The following is a 16,691-nucleotide window of genomic DNA, read 5'->3' as shown; positions in this document are numbered from 1 at the left end:
CCCCCGCCGCGGAGCCCCCCTCGATGCGGCGGGCCGCCGCGACGGTGCGCGGCGCGACGTCACCGAGCAGGGCCGGCAGTCGTGGCGCGGGCACCGCCAGCACCACCGCATCGGCCGGCCAGCGCGTCCCCTCGTCGTCGAGCACCTCCCAGCCCGGGGTCGCCGGCCGGACACCGCGGACCGCCACCTGCGCCCAGGTGATGCGCGACCGGCGCACCAGTTCGTCGATCAACACGCCGTAGCCGCCGTCGATCGCACCGAACACCGATCCCGGCTGCGGTGGCGGCAGCGCGGCAGTGACGGCCTCGGTCAGGCTGCGTGCACCGCGGTCCAGGGCCGTCGCCACCGTCGGGGCGGCCGTGCGCAACCCGATCGTCGCGGCCGAGCCGGAATAGACCCCGCCGAGCAGCGGGTCGACCGACCGCACCACCACCTGCTCCCCGAAACGGTCGCCGACCAGGTCAGCGACGGTCGGGTCGGCGCCGGGGGTCCAGGACAGCGGACGGCGGGGCTCGTCGAGCATCCACCGGATCGTGGCATCGTCGACCAGCCCGGTCAGCGAGGCCGGTCGTGTCGGGATGCCGTTGACGGTGTGCTGCGGCAGGGGGTGCAGTCGGCCTTCGCTGTAGATCAGCGGACGGACCCCGGTGGTGGTCAGCTGCCTGCCCGACAGGCCCAGCTCCCCCAGCAGTGCGGGGACCTCGGGGCGGCGGGTCACGAAAGCTTCCGCCCCGACGTCGATCAGCTGACCGCCGATGCGTTCGGTGCGCAGCACGCCGCCGAGCCGGTCCGCCGGGTCCAGCACCGTGATCGACGCATCCGGGCCGGCCGCCACACGCAGCCGATAGGCCGCGACCAAGCCCGAAATGCCGCCCCCGACAACGCAATACGCTGTCACAGCTGGTGCACCAGCGCCACGGCCTCGGTGATGACGTCGGGGTCGGTGGCAGGCAACACCCCGTGTCCGAGGTTGAAGACGTGCCCGGCGGCGCCGGCGTCGACCGCGCGACGTCCGTCGTCGATCACCGCACGCACCGCACGCTCCACCACCGGCCTGCCGGCCAGCAGCACCACCGGATCGAGGTTGCCCTGCAGTGCGACACCCCGCTGCACCCGAGCAGCGGCATCGGCGAGCGATGTTCGCCAGTCCACCCCCATGACTGCGGGCACGCCGTGACCGACCACGGCTTCGGACATGGCGCCGAGCAGTTCGGCCGTGCCGACGCCGAAGTGCGTCATCGGCACCCCGTAGCCGGCCAGCGCCGCGAAGACCCGGGCGCTGTGGGGCAGCACGTAACTGCGGTAGTCGACCAGCGACAGGGTGCCCGCCCAGGAGTCGAAGACCTGGATCGCATCCACTCCGGCCTCGATCTGGGTGCGCAGGAACGCGATGGTGACCTCGGTCAGGGACTCCATCAACGCATGCCAGGTATCGGTCTCGCCGAGCATCATCGCCTTGGTGTGCTCGTGATTGCGGCTCGGACCGCCTTCGACCAGATAGGACGCCAGGGTGAACGGGGCTCCGGCGAACCCGATCAGCGGCACCTCGCCCAGTTCGCCGGTCAGCCGACTCACCGCGGACGCCACCGGCGCCACCTGATCGGCGTCGAGAGCGGTGATGGTCCCGACGTCGGCCCGGGTGCGGATCGGGCGCTCGATCACCGGGCCCACGTCGGGCACGATGTCGAGTCCGATACCTGCCGCGCGCAGCGGGACGACGATGTCGGAGAACAGGATTGCCGCGTCGACGTCGTGACGGCGCACCGGCTGCAGGGTGATCTCGGTGATCAGGTCGGCGTCGAAGCAGGCATCCATCATGGTGTTCTTGGCCCGCAGAGCCCGGTATTCGGGCAGCGATCGACCGGCCTGCCGCATCATCCACACCGGCGTGCGGTGAGGTTTGCGGCCGGCGACGGCAGCCAGGTAGGGCGATTCGGGCAGCTCGCGGCGCGTGTTCATCGATGCCCATGCTGCCATGCCCGGTGCGCCCCGAATCGGCGCGCCATGACCACAGACCTGTGAAAATGGACTAGCGTCGATCGGCGTGACCTCCGCCGAACCGGCTCAATTCCGTGAAGCGGTGGCGGCGATGAACGCCACCACCGTGCGGCAGGAGATCGAGCTGGGCCCGATCCGGCCTCCGCAGCGCCTCGCCCCCTTCAGCTACGCCCTGGGCGCCGAGGTCAAGCACGCCGACGCGGCGGTCATCCCGGAGCGCTCCGACGGCGACGCCTTCGGCCGGCTCATCCTGCTGCACGATCCCGAGGGCGCCGACGCATGGGACGGCACGATGCGGCTGGTCGCCTACATCCAGGCCGACCTGGATTCCACCGAGGCCGTCGACCCGCTGCTGCCCGAGGTGGCGTGGAGCTGGCTGGTGGAGGCACTCGCCGAGCGAGCTGATGAGTACACCGCTCTCGGCGGCACCGTCACCGCGACGACATCGGTGCGGTACGGCGACATCTCCGGGCCACCGCGGGCCCACCAATTGGAGCTGCGCGCCTCGTGGACCGCCACCAACCTGGAGCTGGGGCCGCACGTCGAGGCGTTCTGCGAGGTGCTCGAACACGCCGCAGGCCTGCCGCCGGCCGGGGTGACCGACCTGGGTTCGCGCACTCGCGCCTGATTCGATGGCCGAACCCGACACCGGCGACCTCCCGCCGGACACCGAAGCGTCTGCCACACCGCTGCTGAGCCCCCGCGAAGGAGTCCCGGACGTCTCCGCCAGCCGCAGCGAAATCGCCCGCGCCGCAGACCTTCTCGCGTCCGGCTCCGGCGCGTTCGCCGTCGACGCCGAGCGTGCGTCGGGCTTCCGGTACTCCAACCGCGCGTATCTGGTGCAGATCCGACGCGCGGGGGCGGGCACGGTGCTGATCGATCCCGTCAGCCACGGCGGGGACTCGGTCGACGTGCTCGCCCCAGTGGCAGAGGTGCTCTCCGAGGACCAGTGGATCCTGCATGCCGCCGATCAGGATCTGCCCTGCCTGGCCGAGATCGGATTGCAGCCCCCGTCGCTGTACGACACAGAACTCGCCGGGCGGCTGGCCAACCTCGAGCGGGTGAACCTCGCCTCCATGGTGCAGCAACTGCTCGGCCTGGCCCTGACCAAGGGGCACGGCGCCGCGGACTGGTCGAAGCGGCCACTGCCCGACGACTGGTTGAACTACGCCGCCCTCGACGTCGAGGTGTTGATCGAGTTGCGCGATGCGATCGACGAGCAGCTCACCGCGCAGGGCAAAGACGACTGGGCCAGGCAGGAGTTCGAGTATCTGCGGACAGCCGAGAGCGCACCGACCCGACGCGACCGCTGGCGGCGCACGTCCGGAATCCACAAGGTCCGCGATCCGCGGGCGCTGGCCGCGGTGCGCGAACTGTGGCTGACCCGCGACCAGATCGCCCGCCGCCGTGACATCGCCCCGGGCCGCATCTTGCCCGACAGCGCGATCGTCAATGCGGCCACCGCCGACCCCGACACGGTCGAGAAGCTCACTGCGCTCCCGATCTTCGGCGGGGCCCGGCAGCGGCGCAACGCCGGCGTGTGGCTCGATGCGTTGGCACGGGCCCGCAGCGCCGATCCGCCATCGTCGCAGGAGCCCTCCAACGGCCCGCCACCCGCGTCACGATGGGCCCGCCGCAAACCCGAGGCCGCGGCCCGTCTCGAGGCGGCGCGCGCCGCCATGACCGAACTGGCTCAACGGGTTTCCGTGCCACCGGAGAACCTGCTCTCCCCTGACATCGTGCGACGGCTCTGCTGGGACTGGGTCGCCATGGGAGACGCGGACGAGACGGCGGCCGCGGTGGAAACGTTCCTCGAGTCGACGGCCGCCCGACCCTGGCAGCGCGAGCTGACGGTGCCGGTGCTGACCGCGGCGTTGACGAACGCGCCTACCGACTCGCCATGACGCCCTCGACGTGGTCGAGGAAATGCCGCAGCACCGCCTCGGGTGCCTCGATCTGCGGCCAGTGTCCGATGTCGTCGGCGAGCATCACCACGTCGGCGTCGGGGACGACCTCGGCGTAGCGACGGGCCATGTGCGCGCCGGAGTTCGGATCGACGGGTCCGTCGATCAATCGCATCGGCACCGAGGTCTCTCGCATCGCGCGCACCCAGCGGTTGCGGTGTGTGCGGCGGTCGTCGAGGAACCCGCCGACCTTGTGCAGCACCCGCTTGCCGTCGTTGTACTCCAGGATCTGATGGAAGGTCTGCATCATCTCGCGCGTCGGTGTGGTGTTCGGTCCGAACATCTCGTTGATGGTCGGCTCCAGGATGCGGCGCGAGAGCGCACTGCCCTGGAGCGGACTCATCAAGTCGCCGAGCGGCGTTCCCGACATCAGCTTCTGCATCACGCGGGGTGTGTAGGCCTCGGCGAACAGTCCGCCGTTCAGCCAGGTGATCGACTCGATGGTCCAGGCGCCGTCGGCCTGCTCGTCGAACACGTTGCGCGCCAACAACTCCTGGGCCACCGAGTCGCCCAGGTCATGGGCCAAGACGTGAGCCGACCGCACGCCGAGATCGGCCAGCAGCGCCTCGTGCATGTCGGCGTGGTCGTGCACCGAGTAGCGATAGGCCGACGGCTTGGCGGAGAAACCCATGCCCATCATGTCCGGCGCGACGACGCGGAACCGCGCCGTCAGCGCGGGCCAGAGTGCCGCCCAGTCATAGCTGTTGAACGGGTAGCCGTGTACCAGCAGCAGCGTGGGTCCCTGTCCCTCGCAGCGGTAGAACACATCGAAGCCGAGGTAGTCGAAGAACTTTCCTCGTGCTCGCCACTGCGCAAGGTCTGCGTTCACCCGTCCAGCGTAACGAGGCCGCTAGCGGGGACTTTCGGCGACACGAAGCGCCGCTGCCTCGATCGTGTCCTCGTCGAGGAGCACATGCAGCGCGGCATCACCGAGTGGAATGAAGCTGTCGTGACTGGCGACCCGGGCCAGCGCCCCGGTGTAGCCGTGGTCGACGAGCGCGGTGACGACGCCCTCGCTCACGCCGCCACTGCGGCGTGTCTCGTCCACCACGAGCACCCGGCCGGTCGCCTCCGCCGCCGCGAGCATGTCGGCCAACGGAAGTGGCGCCAACCACCGCAGATCGACCACGCGCACCGCGATGTCGCGCGCAGCCAACCGGCGGGCCACCCGCAGGCTCATCGGGACCCCGTTGCCGAACGTCAGGATGGTCAGGTCGTCCCCGTCACCGTAGGTGCGGGCCTCGCCGATCGGTGCGACGGCACCGTGGTCGGGCGCCAGCCAGAGGTCGTCGCCGTCCTCGTGCAGATCACGGGTGTGATAGAGGGCGATCGGCTCGAGGAACAGACACACCACGCCTGCGGCCCGCGCGGCGGTGACGCAGGACCGCAGCATCGCTGCCGCGTCGTCGGGCCGCGCCGGAGAGGCGATCACCACGCCGGGCAGGTCCCGGATCGCGGTGATCGAGTCGTCGTTGTGGAAGTGCCCGCCGAAGCCCTTCTGATAGCCGTAGCCGGCGATCCGCACCACCATCGGGTTGCGGTACTGCCGGTCGGAGAAGAACTGCAGCGTCGCGCCCTCGCCCCGGATCTGGTCCGCGGCGTTGTGCAGATACGCCAGGTATTGGATCTCGGGAATGGGCAGCAGGCCCGAAACCCCGGCGCCCAGCGCCAATCCGAGGATCGACTGCTCGTCGAGCAGTGTGTCGAACACCCGCGCCCGACCGGCGGCGGCCTGCAGGCCTCGGGTCACGCCGTAGACACCGCCCTTGCGCCCGACGTCCTCACCGAAAACCACCGCCTCCGGATGATCGACGAGCACGCCCTTGAGCGCGCGGTTGATCGCCTGCGCCACCGTCAGCGGCGTCCCGCCCGGCTCGTGACTCTTCTCCCCGTCGGCCCGCGTCGCCGTCACCGCGTCGTCGAGAGCGGTGCGCAACGGTGCCATCACCGCGGCGGCGCTGTCCAGCTGAGGAAGCTCGGCGACCTCGGCGGCCAGGGAGAGCACCTTCGTGCGCTTGGCCTCATAGGTGTCCAGAACCTGCTGCGGGGTGAGGATTCCCGCATCGATCAACGCGCGGGCCGCACACAGCACGGGGTCGCGCGCATAGTCCGCGGAGATCTCGTCGGGTCGGCGGTAGCCGGGCTCGTAGTCCGACCCCGCATGCCCCATCAAGCGCACCGTGCGCAGATGGAGAAACGCCGGACGCCGTTGTGTCCGCACGTAGTCCGCCGCCTGCGCGGCGACGGTCAGCACCTCCGCCAGATCGGCCCCGTCAGCGCTGAAGTAGCGCAGGTCGGGGCGGTCACGGTAGGTCCGGGCGATCCAACCCTGTGGCGTCTTGACGCTGATACCGATCCCGTTGTCCTCGCACACCAACAGCAGCGGCAGCGGGACGCCCTGATAGGCGGTGTGCATCGCGGCATTGATCGCGCCGACCGCCGTGGAGTGGTTGGCCGAGGCATCCCCGAAGCTGCACACCGCCACGGCGTCGGCGGGCCATCGACTCTCGACCCCCAGCTTCCGGGCGCGGGCCACCGAGAACGCCACACCCAGTGCGCGCGGCAGATGGGAGGCGATGGTGGAGGTCTGCGGGATGACATGGAGGTCGTAGCGGCCGAACACCTTGTGCCGCCCGCCGGAGATCGGCTCCTCGGTCGCGGCGACCAGGCCGAGCAGCACGTCGCGCAGTGGATCGCTGCCGTCGACCTGGCCGGCGCGGGACAGGAAGAAGCCGCCCGACCGGTAGTGCAGCAGCGCAGGATCGCTCGGACGCAACGCCGCGGCGACGCCGGCATTGCTCTCGTGCCCCGCCGACCCGATCGTGTAGAAGCCTCTGCCCTGGGATCGCAACCAGCGGGCAGCGAGGTCGAGGTGCCTGCTGCCGAGCTGCGCGTCGAACACGGCCAGGCATTGTTGCGGTGCAACACCCTGCAGCACACCGGGGTTCGCCGTCTCCGGCGCCGTCAGGGCCGAGACGGCGGTGGTGAAGTGTTCGTCGATGGGTTCAGCCACTGCGACTCCCGGCCCCTCAGCGGAACGCGGCGGTACCCGTGAGGGCCTGCCCGATCATCAGAGTATGCATCTCGCTGGTGCCTTCGTAGGTCAGCACGGACTCCAGATTGTTGGCGTGGCGCATCACCGGGTACTCGCCGGTGATGCCGCTGGCGCCCAGCACGGTACGTGCGGTGCGGGCGATCGCGATGGCTTCCCGCACGTTGTTCAGCTTGCCCAGGCTGACTTCCTCGGGACGCAGCCCGGTGGCGTCCTTGGCGCGTCCGAGATGCAGCGCGAGGAGGAACCCCTTGCCGTATTCGAGTGTCATGTCGGCGAGTTTCTGCTGAGTCAACTGGAATCCGCCGATGGGGCGGTCGAACTGCATCCTGGACTGGGCGTAGGTCAGCGCCGCCTCGAGACAATCCCTGGCCGCGCCGATCGCCCCGAACACGATCCCGAAGCGAGCCTCGTTCAGGCAACTCAGCGGGGCCCGCAGGCTGGTGGCCTCCGGCAGCCGCGCACTGTCGGGCAGTCGCACCCCGTCGAGCACCAGCTCGCTGGTCACCGACGCCCGCAATGACATCTTGGACTTGATGGTGTGCGCGGTGAAACCAGGCGTGTCGGTGGGCACGGCGAATCCCCGCACTCCGTCCTCGGTGCGCGCCCACACGATCGCGACATCGGCCACCGAGCCGTTGGTGATCCACATCTTGGTGCCGTCGAGCACCCAGTCCCCACCCGATCGGACCGCGCGGGTGCGCATTCCGGCGGGGTTGGAGCCGAAGTCGGGTTCGGTCAACCCGAAACAGCCGATGGCACGTCCGGCCGCCATGTCGGGCAACCACTGCTGCTTCTGCTCCTCGCTACCGAACGCGTGCAGCGCGAACATCGCCAGCGAGCCCTGGACGCTGACCAGGGAGCGAATGCCTGAGTCGCCGGCTTCGAGTTCGAGGCACGCGAGTCCGTAGGCCACCGCGGAGGTGCCCGCGCAGCCGTAGCCCTGCAGGTGCATGCCGAGCAGGCCGAGGTCTCCGAGCTCCGCGGCGAGTTCGCGGACCGGAAGCTCTCCCTCCTCGTACCAGGTCGCGATGTCGGGGGCTATCCGGCTCTTCACCAGGGCGCGCACGCTATCGCGGATCTGGCGTTCCTCGTCGCCGAGCAGGCCGTCGATGCGGAGCAGGACGTCGGGTGTCGTGGGACCGGCGTCGGCGGTGGGCGGTCGGGTCATGATGTCTCCTCGGGGTTCGTCTGGGGTGATGTCAGCAGCAGCCGGACGCGTGCGCCCCGACGGGGGCCGGCCTGAGAGGCGCGCGCGGCGCCGCCGCACCGTGCCATGTCACCGAGCGACTTGGCGGCGGTGTCTGCTCACTGCGGGTCGAGATCAGCGGGATGCCGTCGACGAGGACGGTGGCGATGCCGGGCAGGTCGCCGAGCGCGAACGACTCGAGCGCATCGGTGGCCGTCGAACCGGTGATCGGTCCCAGCACGACGAGGTCGGCAGGCATTCCCTCGGCGATGACGCCGGTGTCCAATCCGTGTGCGCGCGCGGTCTGGCCGGTGGCGGCTGCGACGGCCGAGAGCGGGTCGACACCACACACCGAGGCGAGATAGCCGATGTTGCGCAGCATGCCGCGCGGGATCACACCCGTCCCACCCGGCGTGTCGGTGCCGAGTGTGAGACGGTCCAGCCGGCCGAGCCGGGTGAGCTCACCGGTGACCACCGTGGTGGCGCGATAGTTGTTGGAACTGCACACTTCCACGTGCGTGTCGGGAAGGCCGCCGATGATCGCGGTGATGTCGGCGTCCGGAGGTGGGATCGGCCCGCCCGAGATGTGGCCGACCACGTCGGGTCCGACCGCCATCACCACGTCGGCCCCTGCCACCCGGCTCGAACCCGACCGGGAGACGCCGCCCGAGTGCAGTTTGACGGTCATCCCCCGCTCGTGCGCCCATTGCACGTACCGCTGAGCTTCGCCGTCGCCCAGACGATTCCAGTCGTAGAAGATGAACTTCAGTTGGTCGATGCCTTCGCGGGCAGCTCGGTCGAAATGTTCCTCCGTCATGCCGGGCACGAGCAGCACCGTGCCTGCGTTGACCTTGACGCCCGATGGACGCATGCGGCCCGTGGTGTGCTTGGAGGTGATCGCGATGCTCAGCACGAGTTCCGGGGTCAGCGCGTCGAACGCGAGCCCTGGGATGTGGAGCTCACCCGCGGACACCATCGATGTCGTGCCGCCGTGCAGATAGTTGTGGATCCAGCCGACGGCGTCCTGCGCGGGGGTCCACTCCCCGAACGTCGGGTGAACGTGTCCGTCGACCAGGCCGGGCATCACCGTCAGACCGCCGGCACTGAGCACCTGATCGGGCGCAACCGCACTGACCCCGATACCCGCGATGATGCCGTCCTCGATGAGCAGGGTGGTGTCACGTATCGGCGTGACGGTGCGCTCACCATGAACCAAGAGGCCGATGTCCTCCACGAGCAATGTCGTCACCGCATCCTCCTCGATCGCCTTTCGTATACAGTATCCGACTTCGGAGGTCCGGGAAAATCCGGAGCTGTCATCCGAGAACCGTTGCGTCGCAACGCAGGAAGACCGAAGACCACGATGATCACGATCAATGCCCCGACGACGTTCATCGCCAGCCGGACGCCACCCTCGTACCACGGGAACAGCCGCGGATATTCGCTGACCATCAGCAGCACCGGCGGACCGGTCACCGCCCACCACGTGTAGTTGACCGGCCGCAACGCCATGGCCAGAGTGAAGAGCACCACCGCGACCACTGCGATCACCGACAGCGACGGGTGCGACCCCAGCACGACAGCCGCGATGAGAGCGCCCGCGGTGTTCCCCGAGAGCCGTTGCGCCAACCGCATTCCGGTGTCGGCAGCAGCCGGCTGAACCGTGAGAAGGACACTGGTGACCAGCCAGTGTCCACCCACCAGCTCGTCAGGTAGCAGGCCGGCGAGCGACACGGCGATCAGCACGGCGACGGCGACCCGGACCGCATGGGGCAACCGCTCCCGCCACGTCACCCGCGCCGCACCTGTTGGAAGCATCCGATCGCGCCCGCGAACGATCCTCACGAGTTCGGTGCACACGAACCATGCCGCCCAGGCCGCGGCCACGACCGCCGCCCCCGTCAGATACGGCAGCACAGCGTCGACGGTGACGCCCCCGGCGTGGGGTCTGTCCGCGGCGATGAGCACGACCGCCAGCCCTGCGGTCGGGCCGACCCGCGCCAGGAGCGCACCGCCGGTCGCGCACATCACGACGGCGAGTCCGTAAGCGGCCGAGTGGCCCACGGTGGCGACCGCGAACACCGCCCCGACGGTCATCGCGGAAGCGCGGATCACCAATATTTGCAATGCTTCTCGCCAGCTCACCGGCAGAAAGGGAACGGCGGTCAACACCACGCCGAGCGCGACGGCCGAACCGCGTTCCGGGTGTCCTGTCGCGGCGGTCACTGCGAGGACCGCGCCGAGCGCGGCGGCCAGACACACAGCCATCCCCCATCGGCTGGACCCGACCGGCTGGAACATCTCGGCGACGTAGGACCGGCGGGCCCGCGCCGGCGTGGGAGCGTCGTTGTCAGTCTGCACGGTCAGGACAATCCGCCGACTCGGCGGCATCCAGCACGGCCGACACGATGCCCTGGTATCCGGTGCATCGACAGATGTTGCCCGACAACGCCTCACGGACCGCATCGGCTGTCAGCGGCTTCTCCGCATCGGGATCCCGCAGCAGTTCCACCGCGCTCACCAGGAAGCCGGGGGTGCAGAACCCGCACTGCAGACCGCCGCGGGCGCAGAACGCCTCACGTAGCCGCGCGGCTTCCTCGAACTGGTCGAGCCCTTCGACCGTGTCGACCCGTTGGCCGTCCACCTGCACCGCCAACGTCAGGCAGGCGCGGGCCGAGCGACCGTCGATGAACACCGAGCACGCACCGCAGACACCGTGCTCACAACCCAGATGTGTTCCTGTCAAGGACAATTCGTCACGCAGGAAGTCTGCCAAGGTGAGCCGCGAGGGCACCGCACGCCGCACCAGCCTGCCGTTGACCGTCAGCGAGATCGTGACCGGCGACGTCGCGTCATTCTCCGCCATGAGCCTGCACCTTCTCCGCCGCCCGTCGCCCTGCCGTGCCCATCGCCTCGGTGAGCGCAGCCGTGCACAGCCGGCGCGCATAGTCGGCGTCGTCGGAGACGAATTCCGTGTCGGCCGCCCACTGCTGCGCCAGCTGGTGGTACACCGCGTCGGTCGGCCGGTGGCCGACGGCCTCGGGTGCGGTGAACAGCACCGGCCGGTCGGCGACACTGAGCACGCCCGCCCGAAGCGAGTCGATGCGGCCGTCCGCTCCCAGACTCATCACGCATCCGGCGCCGGCCAGACCGTAGTCGCCGTGCTGACGCGCGTATTCGACGAATCCCCAACCCTGAGTGGGCCGATCGGCCGGGATCGAGACCCAGGTGATCATCTCGTCGGGTTCCAACGCGCTCGTGTAGAACGACACGAACATGTTCTCGGCGGGCACCCGGCGGCGTCCCCGCACGGAGTCCACGTGGAAGGTGGCGCCGAGAACCACGGTGGCCAAGGGCATCTCGGCGGCGGGATCGGCGTGGGCCACCGAACCCCCCACGGTGCCACGATTGCGGATGCCGATGTGCCCGATGTAGCGCGCGGCATCGGCCAGCAGCGGAGTTCGCGCCTTGATCAACGGGTCCGTCTCCACGGTTCGGTGGGTGACCAACGCACCCAGGACGAGGTCGTCGGTGTCGTCGAACACCCGACTCAGCTCCGTGAGCCGGCCGATGTCGATCACGGCCGACGGACGAGCCAAGCGCAGGTTCATCAACGTCAGCAGTGACTGGCCCCCCGCGAGCAGCTTCGCCTCGGGATCGGCGGCCATCAACTCCAACGCCTCGGACACCGAATCGGGCCGGTGATAGACGAATTCGGCCGGCTTCACGACGCCGCTCCCGCAAGCGCGCGGCACAGGTCGGCGCTGCTGATCGGCGTCGTCGTGACCCGGTGCTCGCCGCCCACCGCGGCATCGACGGCCGCGGCGACCGCCGCGTACACCGCGATCGTGCCGCTCTCCCCCGCCCCGCGGACGCCGAGAGGGTTGCTCGGTGTCTCCACGTGCAGGTGCCTGACCTGAACCGGAGGTACATCCGTCGTCAACGGCAGATGGTAGGCGGCGAACGTGGTCGACGTCGGCTCACCCGACGGTGCGTACCGCCAGGACTCGAACAGCGTCCCGCCGATGCCCTGCGCGACTCCCCCCAGGATCTGACCCTCGACGATCCGGGGGTTGATCTCGCGGCCGCCTTCGTGGGACACGGCGTAGCGCAACACCTTCACGATTCCGGTACGCCGGTGGACACCGACGATCACCGCATGCACACCCATGGTCCACGTGACCGTGGGCACCCGGTACACCGTGGTGACGTCGAGCGGAACGGCCCCCTCGGCAGCGCCCCCGATCGCTGCCGCGCCGGCGAGTTCATCCCAACCCACCACGTCGGTGCCGGCGACGAATCGGCCTCGCGCGTACTCCGCACGCGGCACACCGAGGACGTCGGCCGCGCGTCGCTGCGACGTCTCAATCAGCTCGCGGCAGGCCTGGTGTACCGCCGATCCGGCCAGGACGGCCGACCGGCTGGCGAAGGTGCCCACACCGTCGTGGAGGCGTTCGGTGTCGCAGCCCACGTATCTCACCTGCGACAGCGGCACCTCCAGAGCGTCCGCGGCCACCTGAGCGAACACCGTCTCGTGGCCTTGGCCGGCCGATGCCGCGCCCGCGGTCACTTCGAAGTCGCCGCTGGGCAGCAACCGGACTCGAGCCGTCTCGTGCGGGCCCCGCCCGGTGGCCTCCAGATAGCAGGACAACCCGAACCCGATGCGGTGGTCGGGATGAGCCGCGGCGCACACGCTCATCTCGGCCTGCGGCAGCGCGTCGAGCACCGATTCCAGGCAGGCCGCGTAATCCCCGCCGTCGTAGGCGATCGGTACGCCGTCGCGGTACGGGATCGGCCGGGGGTAGGGCATGTCGGCGGCGGTCAGCAGGTTGCGCCGGCGGATCTCGGCGATGGAGAGGCCCAGGGCGGCGGCGGCCGCGTCGAGACTGCGCTCGAGGGAGAAGGTCGCCTCGGGCCGCCCCGCGCCGCGGTACTGCGCGACGAGCGTCTTGTTCGTCAGCGCCGCCATCCCGCTGATGTGGGCCGCTGGGATTCGGTAGGGCCCCAGCAGGTGGACGGCCGTATTGGCGACGATGCCGGCCACCCAGAGACTTCCGGCACCGATGTCGACGACGAAGTCGGCCTCCCACGCGAGGATTCGGCCCTCGGCGTCCACGGCCAGGCGCGTCCGGTGAACCTGGTCGCGGGCCTGGGCACTGGCGACCAGGTGCTCCGCGCGGTCCTCGACCCAGATCACCCGCCGACCGGTCCGCTCGGCGAGGACGGCCATCACGATCTCCTCGCCGTACACGTTGGCCTTGGTGCCGAAGCCGCCGCCGACATCGGGCACCGACACGACCACCTGCGTGCGATCCCAACCGGTGACCGCGCAGATCGCGTTGCGCACCATGTGCGGCACCTGCGTGGAGGTGGCCACCTCGACACGGCGCCGCTGTGGGTCGACATACGCCAGCACGCCCCGGCACTCGAGCGGCACCGCCCCGTGCCGCTCCATCCGGTACTCGCCCTCGACGACGCGATGCGCGGTCGCGAACGCGTGCTCCGGATCGCCGAACGAGTACTCCAGGCGAGCCGCCTCGTTACCGCAGAGGTGCTCGAACAGCACAGGACTCGTTGCCTGCAATGCGCTTTCGGCATCGACGACAACGGGCAGCGGGTCGTAGCCCACCTCGACACACTCGGCGGCATCCTCGGCCTGGTAACGGTCGTCGGCGACGACGACCGCGATGGGCTGACCGACATAGTGAACCCGCTGGTCGGCCAGGATCGCCAGGCGCTGTTCGGCGAGTCGCAGCGATGTCGCCGCGGTGAAGTCGGGGTCGGGTGTGGTCAGTGCCGGGATCGCGGCGCCCGCCAGACCGAGATCGGCAGCGAGGAACACGCCGTGCACACCGGGCATCGCGGCCGCGGCGGCGACATCGACGCCGGTGATCCTCGCATGGGCCTGGTTCGATCGGACGAAGACCACGTGCTGGGCACCCGCGGCACGATCGGCGAGGAAACGTCCCTTACCGCCGAGCATGCGGTCGTCTTCGCGACGGCGCACCGAGTCGCCGATGTACCCCGGCTCAGACCGTGCAGAACTCAATGGATTCGCTTCTCCCACTGCCACAGCGCAATCGAGATCACGAACGAGATGGTGATCAGCAGCATGATGGTGGCGACCATCGACGGATAGTCGCCATGGCTGTACGCCTGGAGCACCACCCGACCCAGTCCCCGCTTCGTCGCGAAGAACTCCGAGAGCACGACGCCGACGACAGCAAGACTGACCGCGAGCCGGATACCGGTCAGCAGGGGGCGGCGGATCGCCGGAAAGATGATGTGCACCAGCATCTGCCAGGGATTGGCCTGCACCGAGCGCGCCAGCTTCCAGTACACCCGGGGGATCTCCTGCACCCCGGTGGACACGTTGATGAGCACCGGGAACAGCGCGAACAACACCCCCATCACGACCTTGGAACCCGACAGGCTGAAGATCGGCAACAGCACCGGATACAGCACGATCTTGGGAATGCCGTTGAGCATGATCAACAGCGGTTCGAACGCGGTCCGCAACCGCGCCGACAGCCCCAGCAGCAGGCCCGTTCCGCCGCCGATCGCCGTGCCGATCACGAAGGCCAGCGCCACCGACTGCGCGGTGACCTGCAGATCGAACAGGTACGCCGGATCGGAGAGGTTCGCGGCAGCGACGCGCAGCGTGTGCAGCGGGGACGGGATCACGAACGTCAACCCCGACATGACCTGCCACGCGACCGCGATGAACACCGCGACCAGGCTGGCCCCGACGAACTGATTGGTCAGCAGCGCGCGAAGCGAGAACCCTGGGGTGGCGGGCACTTCCGCGTCAGCTTCGCGAGCGGGCAGGGTGGCCGTCATGCGTTCCTCCCGCGCAGCAGCAGCCGCTCGGCAGCGGCGAGCAGGATCGTCAGGAGACACGACAGCAGCAGGACCATCACGATGTAGGCGTACATCCCGGTGTTGTCGAAGATCTCGTACAGGTAGCGGATCCGGTAACCCAGCCCGGCCTGCGCGGTGGTGAACTCCATCGCGATGGTGCCGATCAACGCGTACACCACGGCCAGCCGGAGCCCGGCGACGATGTAGGGGCCGGCGGCGGGCACGGCGATGGCGAACAGCGTCTGGCGCGGCGACGCCTTGAGCGAGCGAGCCAGCTTCAGATACACCGCCGGCATCTGGTTCAGGCCGACGGCGGTGTTGAGTGCCATGGGGATGGCGGCCATGATCGTGGCCAGGATGACGACAGACATCGCATTGATGCCGACCAGCACGATCATCACCGGGTAGAAGAGCACCAGCGGCACCGCGTAGAACGACACCAGATAGGGCTCGAAGACCCGGCCGAGCAGCGGCACCTTCCAGAACAGGAGTCCGGCGCCGAAACCCAGCAGACACCCGAACACGATCGACACCGCGACCTCGAACCCGGTGCGCTGAGCGTCGACCCAGAATTGCTGTTCGGTCAGCAGCTCGGCCAGCGCGCCGAAAATCACTGACGGGGCGGGCAACACGTGATCGTTCCACCAGCCCGCGCGTGAACCGACCTCAGTTCCGACGACGAACACGAGGACGAGACCGAGCGTCGACAGTGAGCTGAGGGCCCATCGCGGTAAACGTCGGCGACCCGAGGTCGAGGTGGCCGGCGTGCCGTGGGTGGGCATGCTGTCGGTCGGCAGGTCGTCGGTCGCGGTGAACGATGCCGTCACGTGGCCGCCGCCTCTTGTTGCTTGAACCCGCGCATCGACTCGGCCTGCAGGGAGGTCCAGATCCGGTTCTGCAGTTCGTTGAATCGGGGGGTCGACACCATGCCCGCATCCCGCTCTGCGGGCAGGTCGATGTCGACGACGTCGAGAATCGTGCCGGGGCGGTAGGACATCACCCAGACCTGTTGGGAGAGCAGGATCGCCTCGGCGATGTCGTGCGTGACGAACATGATCGTCTGTTTGGTTCGCGCCCAGATCTGACGTACTTCAGCGCCGAGGAACAGCCGGGTCTGCTGGTCCAGCGCGGCGAACGGCTCGTCCATCAGCACGACCTCGGGCTGCACCGCGAGCGTGCGGGCCAGCGCCACCCGCTGCCGCATACCCCCGGACAATGTTGCAGGATAGGACTTCTCGAACCCGCTGAGCCCGACCAGGGCAATCGCCTCGGCCGCTCGCTTGCGCCGAGCGTCCTTGGGCGTGCCGATCATCTCCATCGCGAACCTGACGTTCTCCTCGACGGTGCGCCACGGCAGTGTGGAGTCCTCCTGGAACACCACGCCGATCTTGGGGTCGGGACCGGTGACCTGCCGTCCGCCAACGCTGACCGTTCCTGTGGTCGCCTTCTGCAGGCCGGCCACCACCGCGAGCAACGTGGACTTACCGCATCCGCTCGGTCCGACGATGGAGACGAAGCTCGAGTGGGGCACGCTCTGGTTGATGTCGGTGACGGCGGTGACCCGGCGCGCAGGCGTGTCGAACACCACCGACACACCGTTCATCTCGATGCCTGAAGAATTCATGGC

The 16,691-nt window shown here is 69.2% G+C and carries 15 protein-coding genes; 2 read left to right on the top strand and 13 right to left on the bottom strand.

Annotated features, from left to right (window positions below; translation table 11 throughout):
- Nucleotides 1-898: FAD-dependent oxidoreductase (locus MHN84_RS28745; RefSeq protein WP_241207875.1), on the bottom strand; the 898-nt coding region annotated here is incomplete at its 3' end.
- Nucleotides 895-1,959, bottom strand: coding sequence for a uroporphyrinogen decarboxylase (gene hemE, locus MHN84_RS28740; RefSeq protein ID WP_241207874.1), 1,065 nt, complete (start codon nucleotides 1,957-1,959; stop codon nucleotides 895-897). The genes MHN84_RS28745 and hemE, both read right to left, overlap by 4 nt.
- 85 nt (nucleotides 1,960-2,044) lie before the next feature.
- On the opposite strand from hemE, the gene MHN84_RS28735 reads away from it, so the two are divergent.
- Both MHN84_RS28735 and MHN84_RS28730 read left to right on the top strand, forming a co-directional pair.
- The gene (locus tag MHN84_RS28735; protein WP_308192999.1) at nucleotides 2,045-2,626 is read left to right on the top strand and encodes a DUF3000 domain-containing protein; all 582 of its coding nucleotides are present in this window, start codon (nucleotides 2,045-2,047) and stop codon (nucleotides 2,624-2,626) included.
- A 4-nt stretch (nucleotides 2,627-2,630) separates the two neighbouring features.
- Nucleotides 2,631-3,902, top strand: a complete 1,272-nt coding sequence (locus MHN84_RS28730) for a ribonuclease D (protein ID WP_241207873.1) — start codon at nucleotides 2,631-2,633, stop codon at nucleotides 3,900-3,902.
- Here MHN84_RS28730 and MHN84_RS28725 read toward each other — a convergent pair.
- The 11 genes from MHN84_RS28725 to MHN84_RS28675 are packed head-to-tail and all read right to left on the bottom strand — an operon-like array spanning nucleotide 3,886 to nucleotide 16,688.
- Nucleotides 3,886-4,791 (bottom strand): alpha/beta fold hydrolase, encoded by a 906-nt coding sequence (locus tag MHN84_RS28725; protein ID WP_241207872.1) that lies wholly within the window; start codon nucleotides 4,789-4,791, stop codon nucleotides 3,886-3,888. The genes MHN84_RS28730 and MHN84_RS28725 overlap by 17 nt on opposite strands.
- 21 nt (nucleotides 4,792-4,812) lie before the next feature.
- On the bottom strand, nucleotides 4,813-6,975 hold the full coding sequence (locus MHN84_RS28720; protein WP_241207871.1) for a thiamine pyrophosphate-dependent enzyme: 2,163 nt from the start codon (nucleotides 6,973-6,975) through the stop codon (nucleotides 4,813-4,815).
- A gap of 16 nt (nucleotides 6,976-6,991) precedes the next feature.
- Complete coding sequence (locus MHN84_RS28715) at nucleotides 6,992-8,185, bottom strand: acyl-CoA dehydrogenase family protein (protein ID WP_241207870.1); 1,194 nt, start codon at nucleotides 8,183-8,185, stop codon at nucleotides 6,992-6,994.
- 31 nt (nucleotides 8,186-8,216) lie between these two features.
- Complete coding sequence (locus MHN84_RS28710) at nucleotides 8,217-9,452, bottom strand: amidohydrolase family protein (protein ID WP_241207869.1); 1,236 nt, start codon at nucleotides 9,450-9,452, stop codon at nucleotides 8,217-8,219.
- Nucleotides 9,449-10,564, bottom strand: coding sequence for an FUSC family protein (locus MHN84_RS29935; RefSeq protein ID WP_241207868.1), 1,116 nt, complete (start codon nucleotides 10,562-10,564; stop codon nucleotides 9,449-9,451). Before MHN84_RS29935 ends, MHN84_RS28710 begins: the two co-directional genes overlap by 4 nt.
- Entirely contained in the window at nucleotides 10,554-11,069 is a 516-nt protein-coding gene (locus MHN84_RS28700; RefSeq protein ID WP_241207867.1) for a (2Fe-2S)-binding protein, read from the bottom strand. The genes MHN84_RS29935 and MHN84_RS28700 overlap by 11 nt, the downstream gene beginning before the upstream one ends.
- Nucleotides 11,056-11,931, bottom strand: a complete 876-nt coding sequence (locus tag MHN84_RS28695; RefSeq protein ID WP_241207866.1) for a xanthine dehydrogenase family protein subunit M — start codon at nucleotides 11,929-11,931, stop codon at nucleotides 11,056-11,058. The genes MHN84_RS28700 and MHN84_RS28695 overlap by 14 nt, the downstream gene beginning before the upstream one ends.
- Nucleotides 11,928-14,252 carry a xanthine dehydrogenase family protein molybdopterin-binding subunit gene (locus tag MHN84_RS28690; RefSeq protein ID WP_241207865.1) on the bottom strand — a complete coding sequence of 775 codons (2,325 nt, stop codon included), beginning with the start codon at nucleotides 14,250-14,252 and terminating at the stop codon, nucleotides 11,928-11,930. The genes MHN84_RS28695 and MHN84_RS28690 overlap by 4 nt, the downstream gene beginning before the upstream one ends.
- Nucleotides 14,249-15,043 carry an ABC transporter permease gene (locus MHN84_RS28685; RefSeq protein ID WP_241207864.1) on the bottom strand — a complete coding sequence of 265 codons (795 nt, stop codon included), beginning with the start codon at nucleotides 15,041-15,043 and terminating at the stop codon, nucleotides 14,249-14,251. Before MHN84_RS28685 ends, MHN84_RS28690 begins: the two co-directional genes overlap by 4 nt.
- Nucleotides 15,040-15,891, bottom strand: coding sequence for an ABC transporter permease (locus tag MHN84_RS28680; RefSeq protein WP_241207863.1), 852 nt, complete (start codon nucleotides 15,889-15,891; stop codon nucleotides 15,040-15,042). Before MHN84_RS28680 ends, MHN84_RS28685 begins: the two co-directional genes overlap by 4 nt.
- The gene (locus tag MHN84_RS28675; protein WP_241207862.1) at nucleotides 15,888-16,688 is read right to left on the bottom strand and encodes an ABC transporter ATP-binding protein; all 801 of its coding nucleotides are present in this window, start codon (nucleotides 16,686-16,688) and stop codon (nucleotides 15,888-15,890) included. Before MHN84_RS28675 ends, MHN84_RS28680 begins: the two co-directional genes overlap by 4 nt.
- Nucleotides 16,689-16,691: the final 3 nt, after the last annotated feature.

This window comes from Mycobacterium sp. PSTR-4-N, from assembly GCF_022348085.1.
GTDB lineage: Bacteria > Actinomycetota > Actinomycetes > Mycobacteriales > Mycobacteriaceae > Mycobacterium.
This window is presented reverse-complemented; position numbering and strand designations above follow the sequence as displayed.

Excerpts from the sequence above, each read along its gene's own strand:
- hemE (WP_241207874.1), bottom strand. The coding sequence starts at position 1,959 with ATGAACACGCGCCGCGAGCTGCCCGAATCGCCCTACCTGGCTGCCGTC.
- MHN84_RS28730 (WP_241207873.1), top strand. The coding sequence starts at position 2,631 with ATGGCCGAACCCGACACCGGCGACCTCCCGCCGGACACCGAAGCGTCT.
- MHN84_RS28715 (WP_241207870.1), bottom strand. The coding sequence starts at position 8,185 with ATGACCCGACCGCCCACCGCCGACGCCGGTCCCACGACACCCGACGTC.
- MHN84_RS28700 (WP_241207867.1), bottom strand. The coding sequence starts at position 11,069 with ATGGCGGAGAATGACGCGACGTCGCCGGTCACGATCTCGCTGACGGTC.
- MHN84_RS28685 (WP_241207864.1), bottom strand. The coding sequence starts at position 15,043 with ATGACGGCCACCCTGCCCGCTCGCGAAGCTGACGCGGAAGTGCCCGCC.
- MHN84_RS28675 (WP_241207862.1), bottom strand. The coding sequence starts at position 16,688 with ATGAATTCTTCAGGCATCGAGATGAACGGTGTGTCGGTGGTGTTCGAC.